Origin of the sequence: Variovorax pasteuri (genome assembly GCF_051216435.1) — a bacterium.
Taxonomy (GTDB): Bacteria; Pseudomonadota; Gammaproteobacteria; order Burkholderiales; family Burkholderiaceae_C; genus Variovorax.
In genome coordinates this window covers 484,296-506,241 of the sequence record NZ_JBPJZS010000004.1, presented here as the reverse complement: position 1 = coordinate 506,241, position 21,946 = coordinate 484,296, and the positions used below count along the sequence as shown (strand labels likewise).

Below are 21,946 nucleotides of genomic sequence, written 5' to 3'. Positions count from 1 at the left end.
ACCACCTTCATGCTTGAAAACCTCGAAACCGACTTTCCCGAACACACGCCCCGCCCCGCGGGCGCGCCACAGGCCCTCGAAGGCATCAAGGTGGTCGACTTCACGCACTTCATCGCGGGCCCGTTCGCCACCATGATGCTGGCCGACATGGGCGCCGACGTGCTGAAGATCGAGGCCCCCGGGCGTGGCGACGACTTTCGCCAATACCCGCCGGTGCACCCCGAGCTCGCCCAGGGCGCGCCCTTTCTCTGGTCGAACCGCAACAAGCGCAGCGTGGCGCTCGACCTGAAGACGCCCGAGGGGCTGGAGGTGGCGCGCGCACTGGTGGCCACGGCCGATGTGGTGGTCGAGAACTTCTCCACCGGCGTGATGGAGCGCTTCGGCCTGGACTACGAGAGCATCCGCAAGGCCAACCCCGAGGTGGTGTATTGCTCGGTCTCGGCCTACGGTCGCGAGGGCGCCTTTGCCGACCGGCTGGGCTTCGACCCCATCGCCCAGGCCGAAAGCGGCTTCGTGTCGATGAACGGCTACGCCGACCGCCAGGGCGTGCGCGCGCTGTCGCCGGTGATGGACATCAGCACCGCGATGATGGCGTCCAACGCCATCCTCGGAGCGCTGGTGGCACGCGAACGCACCGGGCACGGCCAGTCGATGGAAGTGGCGCTGTTCGACAACGCCGTGCTGATGACGGGCTACGCCACGCTGCAGCACGTGTTCAGCGGCGCCGAACCCCAGCGCCACGGCAACACCAGCCCCGACACCTGCCCCTCGGGCGTGTTCGAGGCGCAGGACCGCTCGTTCTATATCAACTGCGGCAACAACAAGATCTTCCAGCGGCTGATGGCGCAGGTGATCGAGCGGCCCGACGTGGCCGACGACCCGCGCTTTGCCAACGGACGCGAGCGTTCCGCGCGACGCGAAAAACTCTTCGCGCTGCTGGGCGAGGCCTTTGCGCTGCAGCCATGGTCGCACTGGCAGGCGCGCATGCGCGCGGCCGGCGTGCCGTGCGGCGAGGTGCGCTCGGTGGGCGAGGCGATTCGCTCGCCGGAGGCGCGCGAGCGGCGGCTGGTCACGCGCATTCCGCATCCGGGCGTCGGCTGGGTGCCCAACATGGCGCTGCCCATTCGCTACGGCCGCACGCCCATCGCCGACCCGGTGGCCGCCCCCACCGTCGGGCAGCACACGCACGAGGTGCTGCGCGAGGCGCTCGGCTACGACGACGCCCGGCTGGAAGTGCTGGCGCAGGCCGGCGCATTCGGCGCACCGGCCGTGCGGCACGAGACCGCCGGCGCACCGGCATGACGCAGCGCTCGCTGCGCGGGCGCGTCGCCATCGTCGGCATCGGCGAGACCCCGTACTACAAGCACGGCCAGTCGCCCGACGCCGAATTCAAGCTCGCGCTGAAGGCCATCCTCGCGGCCTGCGCGGACGCGGGCATCGACCCGAGGGACATCGACGGCTTTGCCTCGTACAGCGACGACCGCAGCGACGCATCGCGGCTGGCAGCCGCGCTGGGCACGCACCGCCTGCGCAGCGCAACCATGCAATGGGGCGGTGGCGGCGGCGGGTGCTGCGCGGCCGTGGCCAATGGCGCGGCGGCCATCGCGGCCGGGCTCGCCGACTGCGTGGTGGTGTTCCGCGCGTTGGCCCAGGGGCAGAACGGCCGCTTCGGCCAGGTGCGGGGCGTGGACACCGTCTCCGGTGAGAAGGCCTACCTGATGCCGTACGGCGTGCTCTCGCCGCCGCAACGCTTCGCCATGCGCGTGCGGCGCTTCATGCACGAGCACGGTGTGCGGCAGGAGGCGATGCGCGCCATTGCCATGGCCTCCTACCACCATGCGCAAGCCAACCCGCGCGCCGTGATGCACGGCAAGCCGCTGGACGCGGCCACCTACGAGGCCTCCCGCTGGATCGCCGAGCCCTTCCACCTGTACGACTGCTGCATGGAAAACGACGGCGCCGCGGCCATCGTGCTGGTAGCCGCCGAGCGCGCGAAAGACTTCGCACGCAAGCCCGCCTACCTGCTCGGTGCGGCGACCGGCTCGGGCTACCGCGCCGGGGCCATTCCCCACAACGCGCCGGACTACGCGAGCGCAAGCTTCACCACCGTGGCCCCCGAGCTGTACGCCATGGCCGGCATCACACCCGCCGATGTCGGCGTGGTGCAGAGCTACGAGAACTTCACCGGCGGCGTGGCGATGGCGCTGGCCGAACACGGCTTCTTCCGCCCTGAAGAAGCGAACGAATTCCTCACGCTCGACAACCTGCTCGCGCCCTCAGGCCGGCTGCCGCTGAACACCAGCGGCGGCAACCTGGCGGAGTGCTACATGCACGGCTTCGAGCTGGTGCTGGAGGCCGTGCGCCAGGTGCGCGGCACCTCGACCAGCCAGGCCCGGCGCAGCGATGTGGCCCTGGTGATCGGCGGGCCGATGGTCACGCCGGTGAGCGACCTGCTGCTGGCATCGGAGAACGTGCTGTGAACGACACGACGACCACGCATTACCTGCCGCCCGGCTTGCCGGTTCCGGTGGCGGAACCCGACGGCCTCTCGGCGCCCTACTGGTCTGGCCTGCGCGAGGGCCGGCTGCGCGTGCAGCATTGCGCCGCATGCGGCACCTGGCAGTTCGGCCCCGAGTGGCTGTGCCACCGCTGCCACGCGTTCGACCCGGCCTGGGAAGAGGTGGCGCCGCGCGGGCGCATCTTCAGTTGGGAGCGCGTGTGGCATCCGGCGCATGCGTCGCTGAAAGGGCACGGCGCCTACCTGGTGGTGCTCGTCGAGTTGCCCGACGCGGGCCATGTGCGAATGGTCGGCAACCTGCTGGGCGACCCGATGCAAACCGTGCACATCGGCGCCGAGGTCGAAGGGGTGTACGAGCATCACACCGAGGCGCGACCTGCGTTCTCGCTGCTGCAATGGCGGCTGAGGAGTGCGTCATGAGCGGACCTCTCGCGGGCCTGAAGGTCGTCGAGTTCGCAGGGCTCGGCCCCGGCCCTTTCGCGTGCATGCTGCTGAGCGACATGGGTGCGGACGTGGTCACCATCGACCGGCCGGGCCGCAAGCTCGGCGACCGCACCGACATCACCGGGCGGGGCCGCAGCGTGGTGCTGGCCGACCTGAAAAGCGCCGAGGCACGGGCGGAGGTGCTGCGTCTTCTCGACCACGCGGACGTGCTGGTCGAAGGCTTCCGCCCCGGCGTGATGGAACGCCTGGGCCTGGGTCCCGACGCAGTTGCGGCGCGCAACCCGCGCCTGGTCTACGGCCGCATGACCGGCTGGGGCCAGCACGGCCCGCTGGCGCAGTCGGCCGGCCACGACATCAACTACATCGCGCTGACCGGCGCCCTGCACGCCATCGGCCCCGCCGACGGCGCGCCGGTGCCGCCGCTCAACCTGGTGGGGGACTACGGGGGCGGCAGCCTCTACCTGGTCGTGGGCATCCTGGCCGCGCTGCACGAGGCGAAGCGCTCCGGACGCGGACAGGTGGTCGACGCGGCCATCACCGACGGCGTGAACTCGCTCATGAGCCTGTTCACCACCAGCGCCTTGCGCGGCAGCTTCGTTGAGCAGCGCGGGCGCAACGCGCTGGACGGCGGGGCGCCGTACTACGGCACCTACGAGACCGCCGACGCCCGGTACGTGTGCATCGGCCCTATCGAGCCACAGTTCTTCGCAGACCTGTGCGAGCGCCTGGACGTGGACCCCGGGCTGCGCGACGCGCAGAACGACCGGGCCCGGTGGCCGGCGCTGCGTGCCGAGCTGGCGCGCATCTTCCGCACGCGCACGCGCGACGAATGGACGGCACTGCTCGAAGGCAGCGACGCCTGCTTCGCGCCGGTGCTGGCCCTTGGCGAGGCGCGTGAACACCCGCACCAGGTCGCGCGCGGCGCGTTCGTCGATGTGGACGGTGTGACGCACCCTGCGCCGGCGCCGCGCTTTTCACGCACGCCTTCGAAAATTCAAGGATCGGCACCCTCGGAGGCCCAGCGTGCAGTGGAAATCTGGTCGCGCTGGGACTGATGGAAACGGCGCGTCTGGCGAGCCCCGGCATGGTCGGTGAGCACCGATGCTGAACTGCCTGCTCGGCGTCCTGTCGTGCAGCCTCGACCGTGGACTTGGTCAGCTGTGCCCTAGGCATGACGCGGATTGGCGGACCGTTGATTGCCGGGACGATCGTGCGTAGGTGAGTTGCCGAAGCGGCGCGCGTAGTCCCGACTGAACTGCGCTGGGCTCTCGTAGCCGACTTCGAACGCGGCGCTGGTCACAGACAGCGTGCCAGCGTGCAGCAGGCGGCGCGCCTCCAGCAATTGCAGGCCCTTGCGGAATTGCAGCGGAGATGCCGCGGTGATGGCCTTGAAGTGCTTGTGGAACGCCGATGCGCTCATGCCGACGCTGCGCGCGAGTTCGGGTATCTCGATCGGCGAGCGAAACTCGCGCCGCAGACGGGCGATCGCCCGCGCGATCGCGCTGGCGTGGCTGTCATGGCGGATCAGGTCGCGCAGCATGCGACCGAATGGAACGACTGCGAGCCGATAGTGGATCTCGCGCGTGACCAGCGGGCCCAGCACCGCGGCATCAGCCGGCGATTGCGCGAGCTCAAGATAACGATAAAGCGCGTCGACGAGCCGGTCGTCGCAGGCATGCACCGCCAGTGAGCATGCCGGCGCCGAGGGAAGCGGCGTGTCGGCCGTCGCAGCAATGAGGTCGCGCAGCATGTCCAGCTCGATGTCGAAAAGCAACGCGAGGTAGGGCGTGGCGACTACTCGACCCTGCACGGGCAGATCATGACTGACCACGAGGCATTCGCCGGAGCTCATCCGGAACCTCTGCATGCCCAGCATCAACTCCTTGCGTCCGTGGAGGACCAGGGTTACGACGGGCTCGTAGATCGCAGCTTCGAACGTGCTGGGTCGGGTCTGCCGGTAAATGGCCAGATTCTTCAGCGGTCGCACGTAATCGCTGCTGGCGCCTTCCGGGCGCGGAAGCTGGCGCGCCGCCAGCGCGGCGAGGTCCGTGAGGTTCATGCACGCAGCGTAGCACCGCCCATGCGTTTTCCTCTGCGGGCGAGGAGGATCGAGCAAGGATCGCGGAGCTATCGACAAGCGCGCGAGGGGGTGATTCCATACAGTCACTGCATGACCACATCTCTTATCGTTCACCACCTCGGACGCTCCCAATCGGAGCGCATTGTCTGGCTTTGCGAGGAACTCGACCTCGACTACGCCTTGCGACGCTATGAGCGCCGACAGGACAACCGGATGGCGCCGCCGGAGTACAAGGCATTGCACCCTGCTGGCTCGGCGCCGGTGATCACCGACGGCGCGTTGGTGCTGGCCGAATCGGGCGCGATCATCGACTACCTGATCGCGAACCGCGGCCAGGGCCGATTGGCCGTGCGGCCCGAGCAGGCCGGGTTCGCTGACTACCTCTACTGGTTCCACTTCGCGAACGCCAGCCTGCAGCCGCTGATCCTCCAGGTGTGGTTTCTTGAGCGCAGCGATCCGTCCAAGGAAAACGTCGCGCTGCAGCGTCTGCAGGATCGCTTCGGGCTGCTGTTGTCGACGCTCGATCAGCGGCTGAGCGCGTCACCGTTCCTCGCTGGTGCGACCTTGACCGCGGCCGACGTGATGGCCGTCTTCTCGCTGACCACGATGCGCCTGTTCAAGCCCTACGACCTCTCGCCGTGGCCTCATATCCTGGCCTATCTGCAGCGGATTGGGGCGCGCCCGGCGTACCGACGCGCAATGGGCAAGGCGGATCCGGACTTGAAGCCAGTGCTGGGCGCGTTGCCCTGAGCGAATCCAATCGGGTTTCGCTACTCCGCCTCGATCCCGGCAGCCTTGATGAGTTGTCCCCATTTCTCCAGCTCGCTGCGGCCAAACACTGCCAACTCTTGCGGGCTGCTGCTCATCGGCTCAAGCCCGAGAGCTGAAAAGCGCTCCTGCACGTCCCGATCCGCCAAGATGGCGCGCGTTTCGGCGTTCAATTTGTCAATGACATTTGCCGGCGTGCCACGCGGCGCATAAAGCGCATACCAGGCGAGCAACTCGAAGCCGGGCAGCGTCTTCGCGATCGGCGGCACATCGGGCAGCAACGCAGCGGGCTGCACGCTGCTGATGCCAATGGCCCGGACCTTTCCCGCTCTGACCTGCGGCAGGCCCGTGGCCATGTCGGTGAACATCATTTCAACCTGCCCCGCGATCACATCGTTCAAGGCCTGGGGAATGGTCTTGTAGGGCACGCTCAGCATGTCGATGTGCGCAGCGTGCACCAGCATGGCTCCTGGCACGAGCGTCCCCGCGCTGCCGGAGGCGTAGCTCAGCTTGCCTGGTTTCGATTTCGCCAGGGCGATGAGCTCTGGGAGTGTTTTGGCGGCAACAGAGGGATGGACCACCAGCAACGCGGGTGTGTTGGCAAGGCGGGAGATCGGCGTGAAATCCTTGATCGGGTCGTAGTTGAGCCGCTTCATCAGGCTCGGGTTTGCGGCCTGTGTCGTGTTGGTCGTGATGAACAGCGTATAGCCGTCAGGCGTGGAATGGGCGACAACATCTGCGCCGATGGCGCCATTGGCGCCGACGCGGTTGTCGACGATGAAGGTCTGTCCAAGCTTGCGCGACAGCCGGTCCGCCATCAGTCGGGCGACGATGTCGTTGCCGCTGCCCGCGCCGAAGGGCACGACGATGCGCACGGGGCGCGACGGCCAGGCGGTCGTTTGCGCCGGGGCGTGGCCATTGAGCGCAAGGGCCGCGAGGCCCAGTGCAAGGGATATCGAGTGGCGCCTGTTCATGATCGGTCCATGTCTCTTGTGTTGTTGGAAAGCCAGTCGATGACACGCTCGGCAATCAACCCTGAATTGCGGTCCATCATCGGGAAATGGGAATTGCCGAGGATGCCGGCGCGTGGCAGATCGTCGATGCAGACCGGCACGCCTGCCCGGGTGAGGGTCGCTGCATAGTCGTCCACCGTTTCGCGGTAGCGCGTCCAGACCGGATGGTCGGTGATGTGATCTCCCCACAGGATCAGGTGAGGCGTCGGCCCGACCTGTGCCGACTGCAAAGCCTGAGAGAGCGAGACGCGGGGCGCGCCAGACGGCTCGAGCGCGACCACGGCGGCGACGCTCTCCGGATGTCGGCGCGCGGCCTCCAGCGCGAACCCGCCACCTTGGCTGTGGCCCACGACGACGCAGGTTCCGACATGGGCAAGCAGCGCATCGTAGGCGCGCAATGTGATGTCTTCATGCCCTGCCCAACGCGGCACCCACTGCGACGCAAACGCGTCGAACGCTTCGACTGGAAACTGTTGGTGCGCGTACGTCGTTCGTCGTTTTCCCTCGCTGTCGTAGCTGCCGTAGCTTCCTGGGGGGCCCATGCGGAACATGTCCCATCCCTCGTTCAATGTGCGAAAAAGTGGCGCCTCGGCATAGATCTCCGGCCAGCGCGACCATGAAGAACGGCCCCGTTCGACAGCATCGCAGACATACACGTCGAAGCCCGCGCGAAGGAAATCAGTGAGCCAGCCGTGGCGGCCATCCGGCGTACTCTCCCAGTTGGCACCTGTCATGCCGCCGCCATGCCACAGCAGCACTGGCCAACGATGTCGCGGCTCCGCCTGCAGATACGCCTGAACGTACATCTGGCCGGTCACGTGGTCGCCATTCGGATCGACGGCGCGTGCTGCCCCGTTCTGGGCGAAGCGGCGCATCTCCACAGGCAAACCGCGCAGGTTGCACACGCTTCCCCCTACATGGAAGCTACGGATGCTTCGAAGGCGCAGCGTGTGGTCTTGATCGTATGACATCGCGCCTGATCTCAATTGCGAGCAAACAGCGTCGCCTGATCAATTGCGAAGCAGCGAATGCGCGGCGTCGCGCCCAGCAAACGCCTGCACATCCGGTCAAGCGCGTCCATGAAGACGTCCATGACGGGGGCACTGCGATCATGCCTCGCGCGGTAGTGCACCTCGACGAGCACGGGGGCACCCCGCAGCATCAGCGAATCGCCAAGCAGGGTCAGTTGGACTGCATCGCTGCGCGCATCCATGCAGTTGACGCAGAGAGCTTCGATCTCCTCGGCCATGGCAGCGCACGCTGCAGGCGAAGGTCGTTGGGCGACGAATATTTTGATGATGGGCATGGTGTGAATTCGATTGTGCGGAGGGCTTGTTATTCGGCAAAATTCTCTTTTCTCCACAATCAATGCATGGCGCGCATCAATTACCGTACCGACGATCTGCGGGCCTTGCTGGCGCTGAGCACGACGCACAGCTTCGTGCGCGCGGCCGAGTTGCTTCACATCACTCAATCGGCGTTCAGCCGGCGTATTGCGCAGCTCGAAGCGGCGGTGGGCGGCTCACTGGTCGAACGCTCGACGCGACGGGTGACGCTGTCGCCGCTCGGACTGGATCTCGTGCGCGAGGCCGCCCCTCTTCTGAACGGCCTGGACGAAGCTGTGGAAGAAGCCGGTCGTCGCGCGCGTGGCGAGGCCGGTCGCATCGTCGTGGCCTGCCTGACGACGGTGGCCTATGCATTGCTGCCAACCGTCCTGGTCGAATTCCACAAGCGCTATCCGCAGGTGAGGCTGCAACTGCGTGACGACACGGGCCAGCGTGTCACCGCATCGGTCTTGCAACATGAGGCGGAGTTCGGCATCAGCGTGCTGGGCGCCCCTGCCGCGGATCTGTATGTGGAGCACGTGGCCAACGATCCCTATGTGATCGCTTTTCGAACTGGCCACCCACTGTCTTGCATGCGCGAGGTCGAATGGTCGGCCCTTGCGCAATGGCGTCCAGTCTCACTGCGGTCCACAAGTGCCAATCGCCAGCAAATCGACGAAGCCCTGATGGCCGCCGGCATCGCGCTGCCGTGGTTCGACGAGGTGGAGCATCTTTCCTCCATGCTGGGTCTTCTGCACAGTGGCATATCCATTGCCGTTCTGCCGCGGCTGGCGCTGGACGCGGGAGGCGCAGAGTTGCAGACGCGCCCCCTGGTTCAACCGGACATCGTGCGCCGCATCGGCCTCGTTCGACGGACGGATGCGCATCTGTCCCTGCCTGCACAGGCGTTGTGGGACATGTTGTTCAAGGCCTTTCGAGCGATCGAGACCACGGTGCCTGACTCTGACAAGCTGCGAAGCGGATGACCGAAGAAAAAACTACGGAGAGCTGGAGCGCCGCTTGCTCGGCCTGGAACCAGCAAACAAGCTCTCAGCCTGCTCCAGGAACATGCGGGCGATCGGAACGCGAGGACTCTGCGAGCCCCATATGAGTCCGCTCTTGCGGACAGGTGCGACTCCCGGCAACGGGACACGCTGGATCGACAGGCCACTCGACCAAAGTGCAGACCAGTCGGGCAACAGCGATATGCCGAGCCCTTGGTCGACCATTGCCGCGATCGACATCAGGCCGTTGATTTCCAGTCGCGTATGCGGGGACAGCGCATGCTGGCGCAGATATCGGTCGGCCATCTGTCCCCCAACCACCGAGCGGTCGTACTGAATGAATGGCTCTGTCCGCAGGAGGTCGTGGGCCTCTCGATGGGCCAGTTCGCGAGGGACAACGACGACGAGCGGTTCCTCCATCAGGACGCGCCACTCACAGGTCTTCGGAATGGCGAACTGCGGCTCGACCACGACAGCTGCATCCAGGTCGCCAGTCGCCACCATCCGGCAAAGCTCGGTGGAAGCATTCGACACGACGGAGACCGAGAGGTTGGGGTTGCTTGCATACAGCCTGCGCAGCACAGGAGGTAGAACCGTTGTGAGCGCCGAGACGAAGCTGCCCAACCTCAGCTCCCCCAACTGCACCTTCTCATTGGCAAGCGCCCGGATGTCCCGTTCCTCGCGAAGCATGTTGCGGGCGCTGTCGAAGATGTTCAGGCCCGCAGCAGTGGGCTTCACGACACGCCCCGAACGCCGTACAAGGTCCGTGCCCAGTTCTTCCTCGAGCGCCTTCAGCCTGGCCGCCACAGCGGCAGCCGTCATGTCGAGGCGACGCGCGGCTTCGGCAATCGATCCGCACTCGACCGTTGTGACAAAGCTTTGGAGATAGCGCAAGTCCATGGCAAAGGTAAATCGATGGGTCTCTCGGGGTCTGCTGTGGCACTTTGCGGTGCTTTCGAGGGGCCGGCATGGAACCGCGAAAGCGAGTAAATATTTTAGTCTGAACCAAGCACAAGCAAATTGTTTCCGGCTTTCATGTGATCGACCATTGCTCCTACACATCCAAAAAGGAGACATCGCAATGGTCAGGAAAATCTTCCATCAGGGTCGCCGGAACGTCGTGCTCGCAGTTCTCGCACCAGCACTCGCTGCGGCACTGCCGATGCGAGCTGCCGCTGCCACGTATCCCGACAAGCCCATCACGATGGTGGTCCCGTTTCCGCCAGGAGGCGCAACCGACATCATCGGCCGGGTCATCGCCGCCGAACTTTCCACCGCGCTTGGCAAGCAAGTGATCATCGACAACCGTGGCGGCGCCGGAGGCAACATCGGCGCTCAGGGGGTTGCCAAGGCGCCTGCCGATGGCTACACCCTCTTGATGGGCGCCCTGACCTCCCACGCCACCATCGCCACGTTGGAAAAGGACAGGGTCCGCTATAACCTGGTCAGGGATTTCTCCACGGTCGCGGTGGTCGGCAGCGTGCCGCTGGTGTTCGTCGCGACCCCTTCGCTCCCGGTGAAGTCCATGCAGGAACTCGTTGCCTACATCAAGGCCAACCCTGGCAAGGTCTCGTTCGGCTCTTCCGGCGCTGGCGCTCCTCAACGAATGGCATCGGAAATGCTCAAGACGCAGTACAAGCTGGCGACGGAACACATTCCCTACCGTGGCAGCGGACCGGCGATCACGGACCTGGTGGGCGGACAACTGCAGTTCATGGCGGAAACCGTGCCCGCAGTCCAGCAGTTCATCAAAGGCGGAAAGCTCACGCCCCTCGCCGTGGCCGCTGCCAATCGCGACCCCAACCTGCCGGAGGTGCCCACTACCGCAGAAGCAGGGTTTCCGAATCTCCTGGTCAGCTCCACCTTCGGTGTCCTCGTCCCGGCCGCAACGCCCAAGGACATCGTGCAGAAGCTGAACGTAGAGATTTACAAGGCCCTTCAAAAGCCGAGTGTCCGCGCGCAACTTGCCCTGCAAGGTGTCGCCCCACAAGCCGCCCTGACCCCTGAGGCGGCTCAGGACAGGTTGAAGGCCGAAGTGGCGAAGTGGGCCAAAGTCATCGACGAAGCAAACATCAAACTGGACGAGTAAACAACATGAGCGAAGAACCCAAAGGCCTCAAGAAGGGCCTGACAAACTACGGCGACCAAGGCTTCTCGATGTTCCTGCGCAAGGCGTTCATCAAGGGCGCGGGCTACACCGACGATGCGCTGAACCGCCCGGTCATCGGCATCACCAACACCGGAAGCGGCTACAACCCCTGCCACGGAAACATGCCCCAGCTCATCGAAGCCGTGAAGCGCGGCGTCATGCTGGCTGGTGGGCTGCCGATGGACTTCCCCACGATCTCGGTTCACGAGAGCTTCTCGGCGCCGACAAGCATGTACCTGCGCAACCTCATGTCGATGGACACCGAGGAACTCGTACGGGCGCAGCCCATGGATGCCGTGGTCCTCATCGGCGGCTGCGACAAGACGGTGCCCGCGCAATTGATGGGCGCCGCGTCAGCAGGCATTCCCGCCATCCAGCTGATCACCGGGTCGATGCTGACAGGCAGCCACCGCGGCGAACGCGTCGGCGCTTGCACGGACTGCCGTCGGTACTGGGGCAAGTTCCGCGCGGAGGAGATCGACGCCGAAGAGATTTCCGACGTCAACAACCAGCTGGTCGCAAGTGTCGGCACCTGCTCGGTCATGGGCACCGCCAGCACCATGGCGTGCGTGGCCGAGGCGCTCGGCATGACCGTGCCTGGCGGGGCCTCGCCGCCTGCAGTGACCGCGGACCGCATTCGCATTGCTGAACAAACCGGCGCCCAGGCGGTCGAGCTGGCCCGCAAGGGCCTGACCATCGACAAGATCCTGACGCCGGCAGCTTTCGAAAACGCGCTTCGCGTTCTTCTTGCCATCGGCGGCTCGACCAACGGCATCGTGCACCTGACCGCAATCGCCGGCCGTCTGGGCATCGACATTGACCTGGATGGGCTCGATCGCATGGGCACCGAGACACCTGTGCTCGTAGATCTCAAGCCGTCCGGCCAGCACTACATGGAAGACTTCCACAAAGCAGGCGGTATGGCGACCTTGCTGCGCGAACTCAAACCGCTGCTGAGGCTGGAAGCCTTGACCATCACCGGCCGGACGCTGGGGGAGGAAATCGAATTGGCGGGCAATGGATTTGCCCAGGATGTCGTACGGCCCTTCGACAACCCGATCTATCCGCAAGGTGGCATCGCGGTACTTCGCGGCAACCTGGCCCCCGGAGGCGCCATCATCAAGCAATCTGCCGCGCACCCGGAATTGATGGAGCACGAGGGACGCGCCGTCGTATTCGAGAACAGCGAGGACCTTGCGTCGCGGGTGGACAGCGACGACCTGGACGTCAAGGCGGACGACATCCTGGTGCTCAAGAACATCGGGCCGAAGGGCGCGCCCGGCATGCCGGAAGCGGGCTACATCCCCATTCCGCGCAAGCTCGCGCGTGCTGGCGTCAAAGACATCGTCCGCATTTCCGATGGCCGCATGAGTGGAACTGCGTTCGGAACCATCGTGCTGCATGTCACACCCGAAGCCGCCATCGGCGGTCCGCTGGCATATGTGCGAAATGGGGACCGAATCCGGCTGAGCGTTCGGAATCGAGAGATCTCTCTGCTCGTCTCTGAGGACGAACTGGCGCACCGTGCATCGCAGACCACGATCGTGGAGCCTACGGCGGAGCGCGGCTACCGAAAGCTTTTCTTGCAGACCGTCACCCAGGCCGACAAGGGGGTCGACTTCGACTTCCTCCGCGCGCCTCGGGTCGTGGGCAAAGCACCCGAAAAGTAAGTGCCCGAACGCCGGTGCGGGGCTTCGGGTCACCGCCCGCCGAAAAAATCGCGGAGACATCTGTGCGAGTCCTTCAGAGACTGCGCGCAGGAGTAGCTGCGTCTTCATGAGCTGCCGCTATCGCCCATGGCGTCTGGACTCCGAAGCACGGTGGCCTTATGAGCGATGAAGGGAGACGTCGTTCGAACTGGAGAGCTGACGAGACCCCGGCGGCGATGCTCGCGCCGGGCAAGAAGAAGACGCTCGGCTTCCACACACCCGCTGAGATGTTCACTCGCGGCATTTGGCAGGACGTTGTTCGTCGCATTCGGCACGCTAACGGCCACCGAAGCAATGTGCCCCTCTGATTCGCGAGAATGGCGAGTCCCATGCCTCATCTGATTCTGGAACACGCTCTCGCCGGAAATTCACGCCAGCTCGTAGAAAAGGAATGCGCAAAGCGAGGACGCACCAAGCAGGAATGGCTGCTGTGCTTCGCGTATGTCTTCGCGCTGCTGCTCGCCGGTGGATGCACCACTGCAACGCCTGCTGCGCCAGTGGTCTTCCCGGAAGCATCGTGGGCGACGGCGCCTGAGTCTGCACCGGGCAGCGCCTGCCGCCGCGAACTTGATGCCACCCGCAGCTACCTGCGCACGCTGGACACGACCGCTCTCATGGCGGTGCAGGACGGCCGCGTGTTGTTCAGCGAGGGGCCGGTCCAGAGCGTCAGCATCGTGTTCTCTGTGCGCAAGAGCGTGCTCTCGATGATGTACGGCAAGTACGTGGCCAACGGCACCATCGACCTCGACCGCACGCTGGCCGACCTGGGCATCGACGACGTGGGCGGCTTGCTGCCCATCGAGCGGCAGGCCAGGCTGCGCGACCTGCTCGCCGCGCGTTCGGGCGTCTATCACGCGGCCGCCAACGGCGGAGACGACGCGGCGGCCGCGCCCCCACGAGGGTCGCATGTTCCCGGCAGCTATTTCCTTTACAACAACTGGGACTTCAACGCCGCGGGGACCGCCTTCGAACGCCTGACCGGCAGGAGCATCTACCAGGCTTTCGCGGAAGATCTGGCCACACCTCTGCGGCTCGAGGATTTCGACCTGGCCCGCCACGCACGCAGCGGCGACGCGCGGCGCTCCCAGCACCTGGCCTACCCCTTCTACCTGTCCACACGCGACATGGCGCGGCTGGGTTACCTGATGCTGCGCCAGGGCAATTGGCAAGGCCGGCAGCTCGTGCCGCCCGAGTGGGTCGAACAAATGACGCGGCAGACCACGCCCGCAGCACAGATGCATCCGCCGCACACGGCGCGGCGCGGCTTCGGATACGGCTACTTGTGGTGGCTGCTCGAAGAGCCGCAGGACTCGCCGCTGAGCGGCGCGTACATGGCCTGGGGCGTGCATGGCCAGTACATCCTCGTGGTGCCGAAACGGCAGATGGTGATCGCGCACAAGCGCCAGGTGCCGGTCGCGGGCGACTGGAACGTCAGCTGGGTCGGCCCGGTGGCGTTCCTGCGCGCAGCACGAATGTTGGCCGCAGCACCCTGCCGCGTCGGAGAGCAATGAGTTCGCTGCGCGTGCGACGAAAGGCGGCCATGGGGCGGCGGGTTCAACCGGTCAATGCGGCTGTTCAGATGCGTGAGCAGTCTGGTTGGCACGTCGTCAAGGCACGCGTGCGGGTCGTGACCGTCGATCTTTGCTGACTGCACGAGGCTCATGACGAGCGCGGCGCGCTGACCGGCCAGCTCACTGCCTGCAAACCGCCTTGCTTTTGTTCCGAGCGCCCATGGGCGGATCGGATTCTCGCAATGGTCCCGATGAAGTGTTTACGCGCAAGGTAACCCGCACGAGCGCGCTGATCACGCGCCGATGATTTGTGCGCGGGTCAGGCGCCCAGTCTCGGTCGTCAAGCACGGTGCAGCAGGACACCTGTTGCGCAAGAAGAAAAATGCCAATAAGATTCGAACTTGATTTTTAAGTTCGAACATGAAAGACAAGTCCAGTCCAATTCTTCAGTCTGCCTCCAACGACGAGAGGAGTGGCGGCGCGGCGAAGCCGCCGCTGTACAGACGGCTCGCGGACGAACTGGCCCTCCACATCCAGCAAGGCGCATACCCGGTCGGCTCAGTGTTGCCCACCGAGATCGAACTGGCTGAAAAGCTCCAGGTCAGCCGCGGTTCGGTGCGCGATGCACTGCAACTGCTCTCTGAATGGGGCATGGTCGAACGAGCACGCAAGATTGGAACCACGGTCATCCGCAAGCTGCCCGTGACGGGCTATGTGCAGCGCATGAACGGCCTCGGCGACACGCTGGGCTTCGCGGGCGACACGGTCATGCGCATCGATGAGCTTCTCGACGTCGCGGAGCCCGAGGAGCCCGGTCTTGCCGGGGAAACCAGCGCCACAGGGTTCTGGCTTCAGATCACAGGCGCGCGCCATCTGCCCGGGCATCCCGAGGTGTCCACCTGGACGCGCGTGTACGTGAGCGGCCCCCTGTCGGGCATCCGGCCGTTGCTGCTTGGCGAGGTGGACTCGATCTACCAGCTCATCGAACAGGGCTACGGACTGCGTATTTCGCGCCTGCGCCAGAAGGTCACCGCGATCGCGCTGCCGGCTTATGCCGCGAGCGTGCTCAACCTGCCCGAAGGCACGCCCGTGCTCGAAGTGCAGGCATGGCTCCATAGCCAGGACGGACAGCTCGTCGAGTTCGTCCGGTCCATCCACAACCCCGCCCTCTTTTCGATGGAGTTCACGGCGCAGAGCAGCGCCTGAACCCTTTCGCCACCCCCTCAAGAAAGAAAATCCATGAGCCACGTCATCCAGATCCCTTCCGCCGACGGCCAGCAGTTCGACGCCCTGTACGCTGAGGCCGCAGAGCGCAGCGCACCCGCCATCGTGCTGGTGCAGGAAATTTTCGGCATCAACCATGCGATGAAGGAAGCCACGCGCCAGTGGTCCGCCCATGGCTACCATGTGGTGTGCCCCGACCTGTTCTGGCGCCAGCAACCCAACGTCGTGCTGGAACCGCAGACGCCGGGCCATTTCGAACAGGCCTTCGCGTTGATGCAGGGCATGGACGCGCCGCTGGCGCTGGCCGACATCGGCGCCACGCTCGACTGGCTGAAGAGCAAGCTGGGGCATGACCGCATCGTGGTGCTCGGCTATTGCCTGGGTGGGCGGCTGTCGGTACAGGCGGCAATGGCGCACCCCTTCCGTGGTGCTGTGAGCTACTACGGCGTGGGCCTCGAAGAGGTGCTGCCGTCGGCCTCACCCGCCACGCCGCCTTCGCTGCTGCACATTGCAGCCCTCGACCATTTCGTGCCGCCGCCGGTGCGCGCGCAGATCCTGGAGTGCGTGGCCGCCTTGCCGCAGTTCGAGGCCAAGGTCTACGAGGGCTGCGACCACGCCTTTGCGCGCCAGGACGGCGACAGCTTCGTGGCAGCGGCCGCCGCGCTGGCGGAGCAACGCTCGCTCGCCTTCATGGCGCATCACACAGCTTGAGCGGCCAGCCCGCGCGCAGCCCCGAAGCGACGATGTCCATCCCCCCCCAGATTCCCGTGTTCGACGGCGCGGTCGCGGTCATCACCGGTGCCGCCTCCGGCATCGGACGGGCCACGGCGTTGAGTTTCTCGGCACGCGGCGCGCGCGTCGCGTTGATCGACGTCGACGAAGACGCACTGGCCGTGACCACGGCCGACATCCACGCGCAGGGGGGCACGGCGCTCGCATTCGACGCCAGCGTGGCCGACGAGCAGGCGATGCTGGACGTGGCCGCCGAGGTGCGTCGCGTGTTCGGCCACTGCGACGTGCTCGTGAACAACGCAGGCGTGCTGTTGCGCGGCAGCTTTGCCGGCGCCGACGCTCCGGCGCAGTGGCGACGCACGCTCGACGTGAACCTGTCGGGCGCCTTCTACGCCAGCCGCGCCTTCCTGCCACTGCTGCAGGCCGGGGGCGGCTGCATCGTCAACGTGGCGTCGATCCATTCGTGCGTGGCAGTGGAAAACTCCGCTGCGTACACAGCCTCCAAAGGCGGCCTCAAGCAACTGACGCAGGCGCTGGCGCTCGAGCTGGCGCCGATGGGCATCCGCGTCAATGCGGTGGCGCCCGGCAGCATCGCCACCGCAATGACGGCCGTCACGCGCGCCGACGTCGCCAGCACATCGAAATTCCTGGAGCGCGTTCCGCTGGCGCGCGTGGGTGAGGTCACCGACGTGGTCAATGCGGTGCAGTTCCTGGCCTCCGATCTCGCGAGCTACATCACCGGCGTGACGCTGCCTGTCGACGGCGGATACCTCGCCAACTGAACCTGTTCTGTCCTCCCTCCTTCCTTTCAACACCCTCTCCCGAAAGCCACTGCCATGCGAAAGATCGCCCTGCTTCGTGCGTTTGCCGCCACCACCTTGCTCGTCGGGGCGGCCGCGTCGACCTTTGCCCAGGACATCCGTATCGGCTTCCCAGGACCGATCAGCGGACCGGCTTCGTTCCTCGGGCAACAGATGAAGTGGGGTGCCGAACAGGCGGTAGAAGAGATCAACAAGCGCGGCGGCGTGCTGGGACGCAAGGTCGCGTTCATCATGCAGGACAGCCAGTGCCGCCCGGCCGATGCCGTCGCGGCGACGGAAAAGCTGATCTCGCAGGACAAGGTCGACCTGTTGCTGGGCGACCTCTGTTCGGGCGCCACGATGGCGGTCATGCCGCTGGCGGAGAAGGCGGGCAAGCCGATGATCGTCTCGATCTCCACGCTGCCCGAGATCACCGACAAGGCCGGTGTCGGCGGCAACAAGTGGGTGTTTCGCACCGTGCCCGAAGACCGCATGCTGGCCGGCGTGATCGGTGCGCAGCTCGCGAAGAACAAGACGATTTCATTCCTCGCGGAAGACACCGACTATGGCCGAAGCGCGGTCAAGCTGGTGAAGGAGCGTCTGGGCGCCGACACCAAGGTGGCGTCGGAAGACTACGTGAAGAACACCGAGACCGACTTCCTGCCGCTACTTACCAAGTTCCGTTCGAGCAAGCCCGAAGCGCTCGCGATCTTCATGCTCGACCAGCAGGGCTTCAACTTCATGAAGCAGTACACGCAGTTCGGACTGACGATGCCCCTGGTCGCGCGCCCTCCCCTCGTCGCAACGTTGGTGAAGGACCTGCTGGCCACCGGCAAATTCAACGGCTCGTGGACCGTCTACCCCTACTACGACCAGCTTGCTTCGCCGGCCAACGACGCCTTCGCCAAGCCATTCGTCGAGAAGAACAAGCAGGCACCGCACTACGTGGCGTACGGCATCTACGAAAGCATCCTCGTGGCCGCAGACGCCATCCAGCGCGCGGGCTCCACCGAGTCGGGCGCCGTGCGCGAGGCGCTGACAAAGACGAACTACAAGGGCATCCTCGGCCCGATCGCCTTCGACGATCACAACCAGGCACACAACAACCTGATGTTCATGACGGTCGAGCAAGGCAAGCTCAGCGTCAAGGACCTGGTGTCGGGCCGCTGACAGCGGCTCCAGGAAAGGGTCCGCGTCGTGGATTTCTCCTTGCTGTCCCAACTGCTCGCCAACGGCGTGAGCGTCGGCCTGGGTTATGGGCTGGCCGCCGTCGGGCTGGCCCTGGTGTTCGGCATTCTCGAACAGGTCAACTTCGCCCACGGCGAGGTCTACATGGTGGGTGCGTTCGCACTATGGTTTTTCGCTCAGAGCGCGGGACTGCCGTACTGGCTCGCCTATCCGCTCATGGTGCTGGTCATGGCGGCCTTCGGGCTGCTCATGGCCGAGGTCGTGTTCCTGCCCACGCTGCACCGGCCGTTCGAGTCGGTGATCCTCGCCACCTTCGCGGTGTCGATCATTCTGCAGAACCTGGTGCGGCTGGTGTTCGGCGCCACGCCGCAGCACATCGTGTCGCCGCTGGAGGATGTGACCTTCGACGTGGGCGGCGTGCTGCTGTTCGGCCAGCGCATGTTCGTCGCCGCAGTCGCGGTGCTGGCGCTGCTGGGTCTGACGACCTTTCTCAAGCGGACCGAAACGGGCCGCGCGATGCGCGCCATGGCGCAAAGCAAGGATGCCTGCCTGATGGTGGGCATCGACATCCGGCGCATCACTCGTATCACGGCGGCGGCCAGCGCGGCGCTGTGCGCACTCGCCGCAGGCGCAATGGCTCCAATGTTCGATCTCTATCCCAACATGGGCACGGACGTGGTGTTCAAGAGCTTCGCGGTCGTGATCATCGGCGGCATGGGCAACGTCGCGGGCGCAGTGCTGGCAGGCCTGATGTTGGGCGTGGCGGAAAGCCTGGCCGGCGGCGTGCTCGGCGCGGCGTACCGCGACGGCATCGGCTTCGTCCTGATGATCCTCATGCTGCTGCTGCGCCCGCAGGGCATCTTCGGCAAATCGGTCCGGGTTTGACGGGCCCTCATCCACGCTATGTCTCCCTACCTGCTCCACATCGGCATCATGGCCGGCATCTTCGTGTTGCTGGTCCAGTCGCTCAACATCATGCTGGGCTATTCAGGACTGCTGTCGCTCGCGACGCCTGCGCTGTTCGGTATCGGCGCCTACACCTCCACCCTGCTGTCAATGAAGATGGGCTGGGATTCCACACTCACCTTCACCTGCGCAACGCTCATGGGCGCGCTCAGCGGCGTCGCGCTCGGCGTGCCGTCGCTGCGGCTGTCGCGGCACTCGTTCGTGATCGTCACGTTGTCGGCCACGCTGCTGCTGCAGCTGGTGGCCAGCAACTGGATCGATCTCACGCGCGGCTCGCTCGGCATCGCCGACATTCCTTCGGTGCGCCTGTTCGGCGTGCCGTTGGTCACCAAGGGCGCATGGCTGGGCCTGATGGTCGTGCTGTCGGCGCTGGCCATCGCGGCGACCTGGTCGATCGTTTCGTCGCGGCTGGGCCGGGCCATGATCGCAGTGCGCGACAACGAACCGCTGGCCGTGGCGGCAGGCATCGACGTGCTGAAGATGCGGCTCTTCGCGTTCGCATGCTCCGGTGCATTCGCCGGGCTTGCTGGCGCCTGCTATGCACACTACCTGAGCTTCATCGACCCGGGCATCTTCGGCTTCTCCATCTCGGAATCGCTGCTGGTCATGGTCATCCTCGGCGGCTCCGGCACGCTGTGGGGGCCCGTGGTCGGCGCCATTGTCTTCACCGCATTGCCCGAGGTGCTGCGCATGGCGCCTGAGCTCAAATCGCTGCTGTACGGCACCCTGCTCTTGCTCATCGTGCTGTTCATGCCGCGGGGCATGGCGCGTTGGTTCGGACGTCCGGTGACAGGCGGCGCGGGAGCCGGCAAATGAACGTCGCTTCGAATGCCATGCCAGTGCTGTCCGCGCACGGCATCCGCAAGGCCTATCGCGGCATCGTGGCGCTCGACGGCGTGTCCATCGATCTGCCGGCAGGCAGCATCACCGGTCTCATCGGACCCAACGGCTCCGGCAAATCGACGCTGTTCGACTGCATCTGCGGCTTCCAGGCCCGCGACGCGGGCACCGTGGTGCTCGATGGGCAAGACCTCCAGGGCCTGCCACCGCAGCGCATCGCTCGCCTCGGGCTTCGCCGCACGTTCCAGCAACTGCGCGTGTTTCCCGAACTCACGCTTCGCCAGAACCTGCTGACCGCCGCGCAGGCCGCACCCGGCTTCTCGTTCGCGAGCGAACTGCTGCGCACGCCAGCCGTGCGGGCTCACGAGCGCCGCATGATGGATCGCGCGGACCAGATGCTCGAAGAGATCCAGCTCACGCGGCTGTCCGGCACGCTCGCGGGCAGCCTGTCGTACGGGCAGAAAAAGCTGCTCGAACTCGGCATGGCGCTGATGAACGAACCCAAGCTGCTGCTGCTCGACGAACCCATGGCCGGCGTGAACCCCACGCTGGTCGAGGGCCTGAAGGAAGAGCTGCTGCGCGTGAACCGCCGCGGCATCGCTCTGCTCATCGTGGAACACAACCTGAAGCTCGTGTTCGAAATTTCGCAAAGCATCTACGTGCTGGAGCAGGGGCGAGTGCTGGTGCACGGCGCGCCCGACGAGGTGGCGCGCGACGAGCGCGTGATCGAGGCCTACCTTGGCCGCCGCGACCCGGTGACGGGCAACCAGGGAGCACACCTTGACTGAACCCGTCATCCGTATCGATCAGGTCACCGGCGGCTACGGCGACGTGACGATCCTCCATGGCGTCGACCTGAGCGTTCCCGCCGCGTCGTGGACCACCATCATCGGCGCGAACGGCGCCGGCAAGTCGACCTTGCTGAAGACCATCGCCGGCATCGTGCGCTGCCGAACAGGTGCGGTGCATTTCGAAGGGCGCGAGGTGACCGCGCTCGATTCGCTGGCACGCCTGAAAAGCGGCATCGGACTGGTGCCACAAGGGCGCTGCAATTTCCCGCTGCTGTCGGTGGCGGAGAACCTGAAGCTGGGTGCGTTCACGCGCCGGATCACAAAGGCGCAGCTCGACGTCGAACTCGAAGAAATCACGCTGCGCTTTCCGCGTCTGAAAGAGCGCTGGCACACGCTGGCCGGCAACATGAGCGGCGGCGAACAGCAAGTCATGGAGATGGCGATGGTGCTGTTGGCAAAGCCGCGCCTGCTGCTGCTGGACGAACCCTCGCTCGGCCTGTCGCCGCAGGCCATGGGCATGGTTTTTGACACCATCCGAGAGCTAACGACTTCAGGCCTGTCGGTGCTCATGGTCGAGCAGAACGCGCGCCAGGCACTCGAGTGTTGCGATTGGGGCGTGGTAATGGAGCTGGGCCGTAACAAGCTGTTCGACCGGGCCTCCGACGTCCTGGCACACCCCGAGATCCGCCGGATGTTCCTCGGGCTTTGAGCCATGGCGAAGCGGGCTGAGTCGACCCGGGCGCCGACATTGCTCACCTATTCCGCACGCTGCAAGTGCATCACGGGACGGCACTTTGGGCTAGGGTGCACATCGAGCGAGATTGAAGAGGGCGACGGAAAACACGGTGTCGCCGAAGCCGGCAGGCTCGGTCGCGACAAGCGGG

General features: G+C 65.6%; 22 protein-coding genes and 1 pseudogene. 17 read left to right on the top strand and 6 right to left on the bottom strand.

Going from position 1 to position 21,946, the window contains the following annotated elements; translation table 11 throughout:
- Window positions 1-9: 9 nt before the first annotated feature.
- The 4 genes from ACSFBM_RS18730 to ACSFBM_RS18715 are packed head-to-tail and all read left to right on the top strand — an operon-like array spanning window position 10 to window position 4,017.
- Window positions 10-1,302 (top strand): CaiB/BaiF CoA transferase family protein, encoded by a 1,293-nt coding sequence (locus ACSFBM_RS18730; RefSeq protein WP_435485681.1) that lies wholly within the window; start codon window positions 10-12, stop codon window positions 1,300-1,302.
- On the top strand, window positions 1,299-2,480 hold the full coding sequence (locus ACSFBM_RS18725) for a thiolase C-terminal domain-containing protein (RefSeq protein WP_435485680.1): 1,182 nt from the start codon (window positions 1,299-1,301) through the stop codon (window positions 2,478-2,480). The genes ACSFBM_RS18730 and ACSFBM_RS18725 overlap by 4 nt, the downstream gene beginning before the upstream one ends.
- Window positions 2,477-2,938 (top strand): Zn-ribbon domain-containing OB-fold protein, encoded by a 462-nt coding sequence (locus ACSFBM_RS18720; protein ID WP_435485679.1) that lies wholly within the window; start codon window positions 2,477-2,479, stop codon window positions 2,936-2,938. Before ACSFBM_RS18725 ends, ACSFBM_RS18720 begins: the two co-directional genes overlap by 4 nt.
- Window positions 2,935-4,017 carry a CaiB/BaiF CoA transferase family protein gene (locus ACSFBM_RS18715; RefSeq protein WP_435485678.1) on the top strand — a complete coding sequence of 361 codons (1,083 nt, stop codon included), beginning with the start codon at window positions 2,935-2,937 and terminating at the stop codon, window positions 4,015-4,017. The genes ACSFBM_RS18720 and ACSFBM_RS18715 overlap by 4 nt, the downstream gene beginning before the upstream one ends.
- A 110-nt stretch (window positions 4,018-4,127) precedes the next feature.
- On the opposite strand, the gene ACSFBM_RS18710 is transcribed toward ACSFBM_RS18715, so the two are convergent.
- The gene (locus ACSFBM_RS18710) at window positions 4,128-5,021 is read right to left on the bottom strand and encodes an AraC family transcriptional regulator (protein WP_435485677.1); all 894 of its coding nucleotides are present in this window, start codon (window positions 5,019-5,021) and stop codon (window positions 4,128-4,130) included.
- A gap of 111 nt (window positions 5,022-5,132) precedes the next feature.
- Here ACSFBM_RS18710 and ACSFBM_RS18705 point away from each other — a divergent pair, with 111 nt between their 5' ends.
- Window positions 5,133-5,792 carry a glutathione S-transferase family protein gene (locus tag ACSFBM_RS18705; RefSeq protein WP_435485676.1) on the top strand — a complete coding sequence of 220 codons (660 nt, stop codon included), beginning with the start codon at window positions 5,133-5,135 and terminating at the stop codon, window positions 5,790-5,792.
- A 20-nt stretch (window positions 5,793-5,812) separates the two neighbouring features.
- On the opposite strand, the gene ACSFBM_RS18700 is transcribed toward ACSFBM_RS18705, so the two are convergent.
- The 3 genes from ACSFBM_RS18700 to ACSFBM_RS18690 are packed head-to-tail and all read right to left on the bottom strand — an operon-like array spanning window position 5,813 to window position 8,129.
- Window positions 5,813-6,784 (bottom strand): Bug family tripartite tricarboxylate transporter substrate binding protein, encoded by a 972-nt coding sequence (locus ACSFBM_RS18700; protein ID WP_435485675.1) that lies wholly within the window; start codon window positions 6,782-6,784, stop codon window positions 5,813-5,815.
- The gene (locus ACSFBM_RS18695) at window positions 6,781-7,794 is read right to left on the bottom strand and encodes an alpha/beta hydrolase (protein WP_435485674.1); all 1,014 of its coding nucleotides are present in this window, start codon (window positions 7,792-7,794) and stop codon (window positions 6,781-6,783) included. Before ACSFBM_RS18695 ends, ACSFBM_RS18700 begins: the two co-directional genes overlap by 4 nt.
- Window positions 7,795-7,805: 11 nt before the next feature.
- Window positions 7,806-8,129, bottom strand: coding sequence for a hypothetical protein (locus tag ACSFBM_RS18690; protein WP_435485673.1), 324 nt, complete (start codon window positions 8,127-8,129; stop codon window positions 7,806-7,808).
- Window positions 8,130-8,195: 66 nt separating this feature from the next.
- Between ACSFBM_RS18690 and ACSFBM_RS18685 the strand changes: the two genes are divergently transcribed.
- Window positions 8,196-9,134 carry a LysR family transcriptional regulator gene (locus ACSFBM_RS18685; RefSeq protein WP_435485672.1) on the top strand — a complete coding sequence of 313 codons (939 nt, stop codon included), beginning with the start codon at window positions 8,196-8,198 and terminating at the stop codon, window positions 9,132-9,134.
- 12 nt (window positions 9,135-9,146) lie between these two features.
- On the opposite strand, the gene ACSFBM_RS18680 is transcribed toward ACSFBM_RS18685, so the two are convergent.
- Window positions 9,147-10,052, bottom strand: a complete 906-nt coding sequence (locus ACSFBM_RS18680; protein WP_435485671.1) for a LysR family transcriptional regulator — start codon at window positions 10,050-10,052, stop codon at window positions 9,147-9,149.
- 181 nt (window positions 10,053-10,233) lie between these two features.
- On the opposite strand from ACSFBM_RS18680, the gene ACSFBM_RS18675 reads away from it, so the two are divergent.
- The 3 genes from ACSFBM_RS18675 to ACSFBM_RS18665 all read left to right on the top strand — a co-directional run bounded on the left by ACSFBM_RS18675 (window position 10,234) and on the right by ACSFBM_RS18665 (window position 14,521).
- Complete coding sequence (locus tag ACSFBM_RS18675; protein ID WP_435485670.1) at window positions 10,234-11,241, top strand: Bug family tripartite tricarboxylate transporter substrate binding protein; 1,008 nt, start codon at window positions 10,234-10,236, stop codon at window positions 11,239-11,241.
- A 5-nt stretch (window positions 11,242-11,246) separates the two neighbouring features.
- Window positions 11,247-12,971, top strand: coding sequence for an IlvD/Edd family dehydratase (locus tag ACSFBM_RS18670; RefSeq protein ID WP_435485669.1), 1,725 nt, complete (start codon window positions 11,247-11,249; stop codon window positions 12,969-12,971).
- A 368-nt stretch (window positions 12,972-13,339) separates the two neighbouring features.
- Window positions 13,340-14,521 carry a serine hydrolase domain-containing protein gene (locus tag ACSFBM_RS18665; protein WP_435485668.1) on the top strand — a complete coding sequence of 394 codons (1,182 nt, stop codon included), beginning with the start codon at window positions 13,340-13,342 and terminating at the stop codon, window positions 14,519-14,521.
- Window positions 14,522-14,559: 38 nt separating this feature from the next.
- Here the strand turns inward: ACSFBM_RS18665 and ACSFBM_RS18660 are convergent.
- Window positions 14,560-14,760: pseudogene (locus ACSFBM_RS18660) on the bottom strand (transposase domain-containing protein); the annotation flags it as partial.
- A 181-nt stretch (window positions 14,761-14,941) separates the two neighbouring features.
- Between ACSFBM_RS18660 and ACSFBM_RS18655 the strand changes: the two are divergent.
- From ACSFBM_RS18655 to ACSFBM_RS18620, 8 genes are read left to right on the top strand one after another with little or no spacing between them, the layout of a single operon-like run.
- Window positions 14,942-15,727 carry a GntR family transcriptional regulator gene (locus tag ACSFBM_RS18655; protein ID WP_435485667.1) on the top strand — a complete coding sequence of 262 codons (786 nt, stop codon included), beginning with the start codon at window positions 14,942-14,944 and terminating at the stop codon, window positions 15,725-15,727.
- 33 nt (window positions 15,728-15,760) lie between these two features.
- Window positions 15,761-16,456: a dienelactone hydrolase family protein gene (locus ACSFBM_RS18650; protein WP_435485666.1), complete on the top strand. Its 696-nt coding sequence runs from the start codon at window positions 15,761-15,763 to the stop codon at window positions 16,454-16,456.
- Window positions 16,457-16,488: 32 nt separating this feature from the next.
- Window positions 16,489-17,259: an SDR family NAD(P)-dependent oxidoreductase gene (locus tag ACSFBM_RS18645; protein WP_435485665.1), complete on the top strand. Its 771-nt coding sequence runs from the start codon at window positions 16,489-16,491 to the stop codon at window positions 17,257-17,259.
- 54 nt (window positions 17,260-17,313) lie between these two features.
- A complete protein-coding gene (locus ACSFBM_RS18640) occupies window positions 17,314-18,447 on the top strand; it encodes an ABC transporter substrate-binding protein (protein ID WP_435485664.1) in 1,134 nt (377 codons plus the stop codon).
- A 27-nt stretch (window positions 18,448-18,474) separates the two neighbouring features.
- The gene (locus ACSFBM_RS18635) at window positions 18,475-19,350 is read left to right on the top strand and encodes a branched-chain amino acid ABC transporter permease (RefSeq protein ID WP_435485663.1); all 876 of its coding nucleotides are present in this window, start codon (window positions 18,475-18,477) and stop codon (window positions 19,348-19,350) included.
- Between the two features lie 18 nt (window positions 19,351-19,368).
- Window positions 19,369-20,247, top strand: coding sequence for a branched-chain amino acid ABC transporter permease (locus ACSFBM_RS18630; RefSeq protein WP_435485662.1), 879 nt, complete (start codon window positions 19,369-19,371; stop codon window positions 20,245-20,247).
- Window positions 20,244-21,059 carry an ABC transporter ATP-binding protein gene (locus ACSFBM_RS18625; protein ID WP_435485661.1) on the top strand — a complete coding sequence of 272 codons (816 nt, stop codon included), beginning with the start codon at window positions 20,244-20,246 and terminating at the stop codon, window positions 21,057-21,059. The genes ACSFBM_RS18630 and ACSFBM_RS18625 overlap by 4 nt, the downstream gene beginning before the upstream one ends.
- Window positions 21,052-21,771: an ABC transporter ATP-binding protein gene (locus tag ACSFBM_RS18620; protein WP_435485660.1), complete on the top strand. Its 720-nt coding sequence runs from the start codon at window positions 21,052-21,054 to the stop codon at window positions 21,769-21,771. Before ACSFBM_RS18625 ends, ACSFBM_RS18620 begins: the two co-directional genes overlap by 8 nt.
- The last annotated feature ends 175 nt before the right edge of the window (window positions 21,772-21,946 follow it).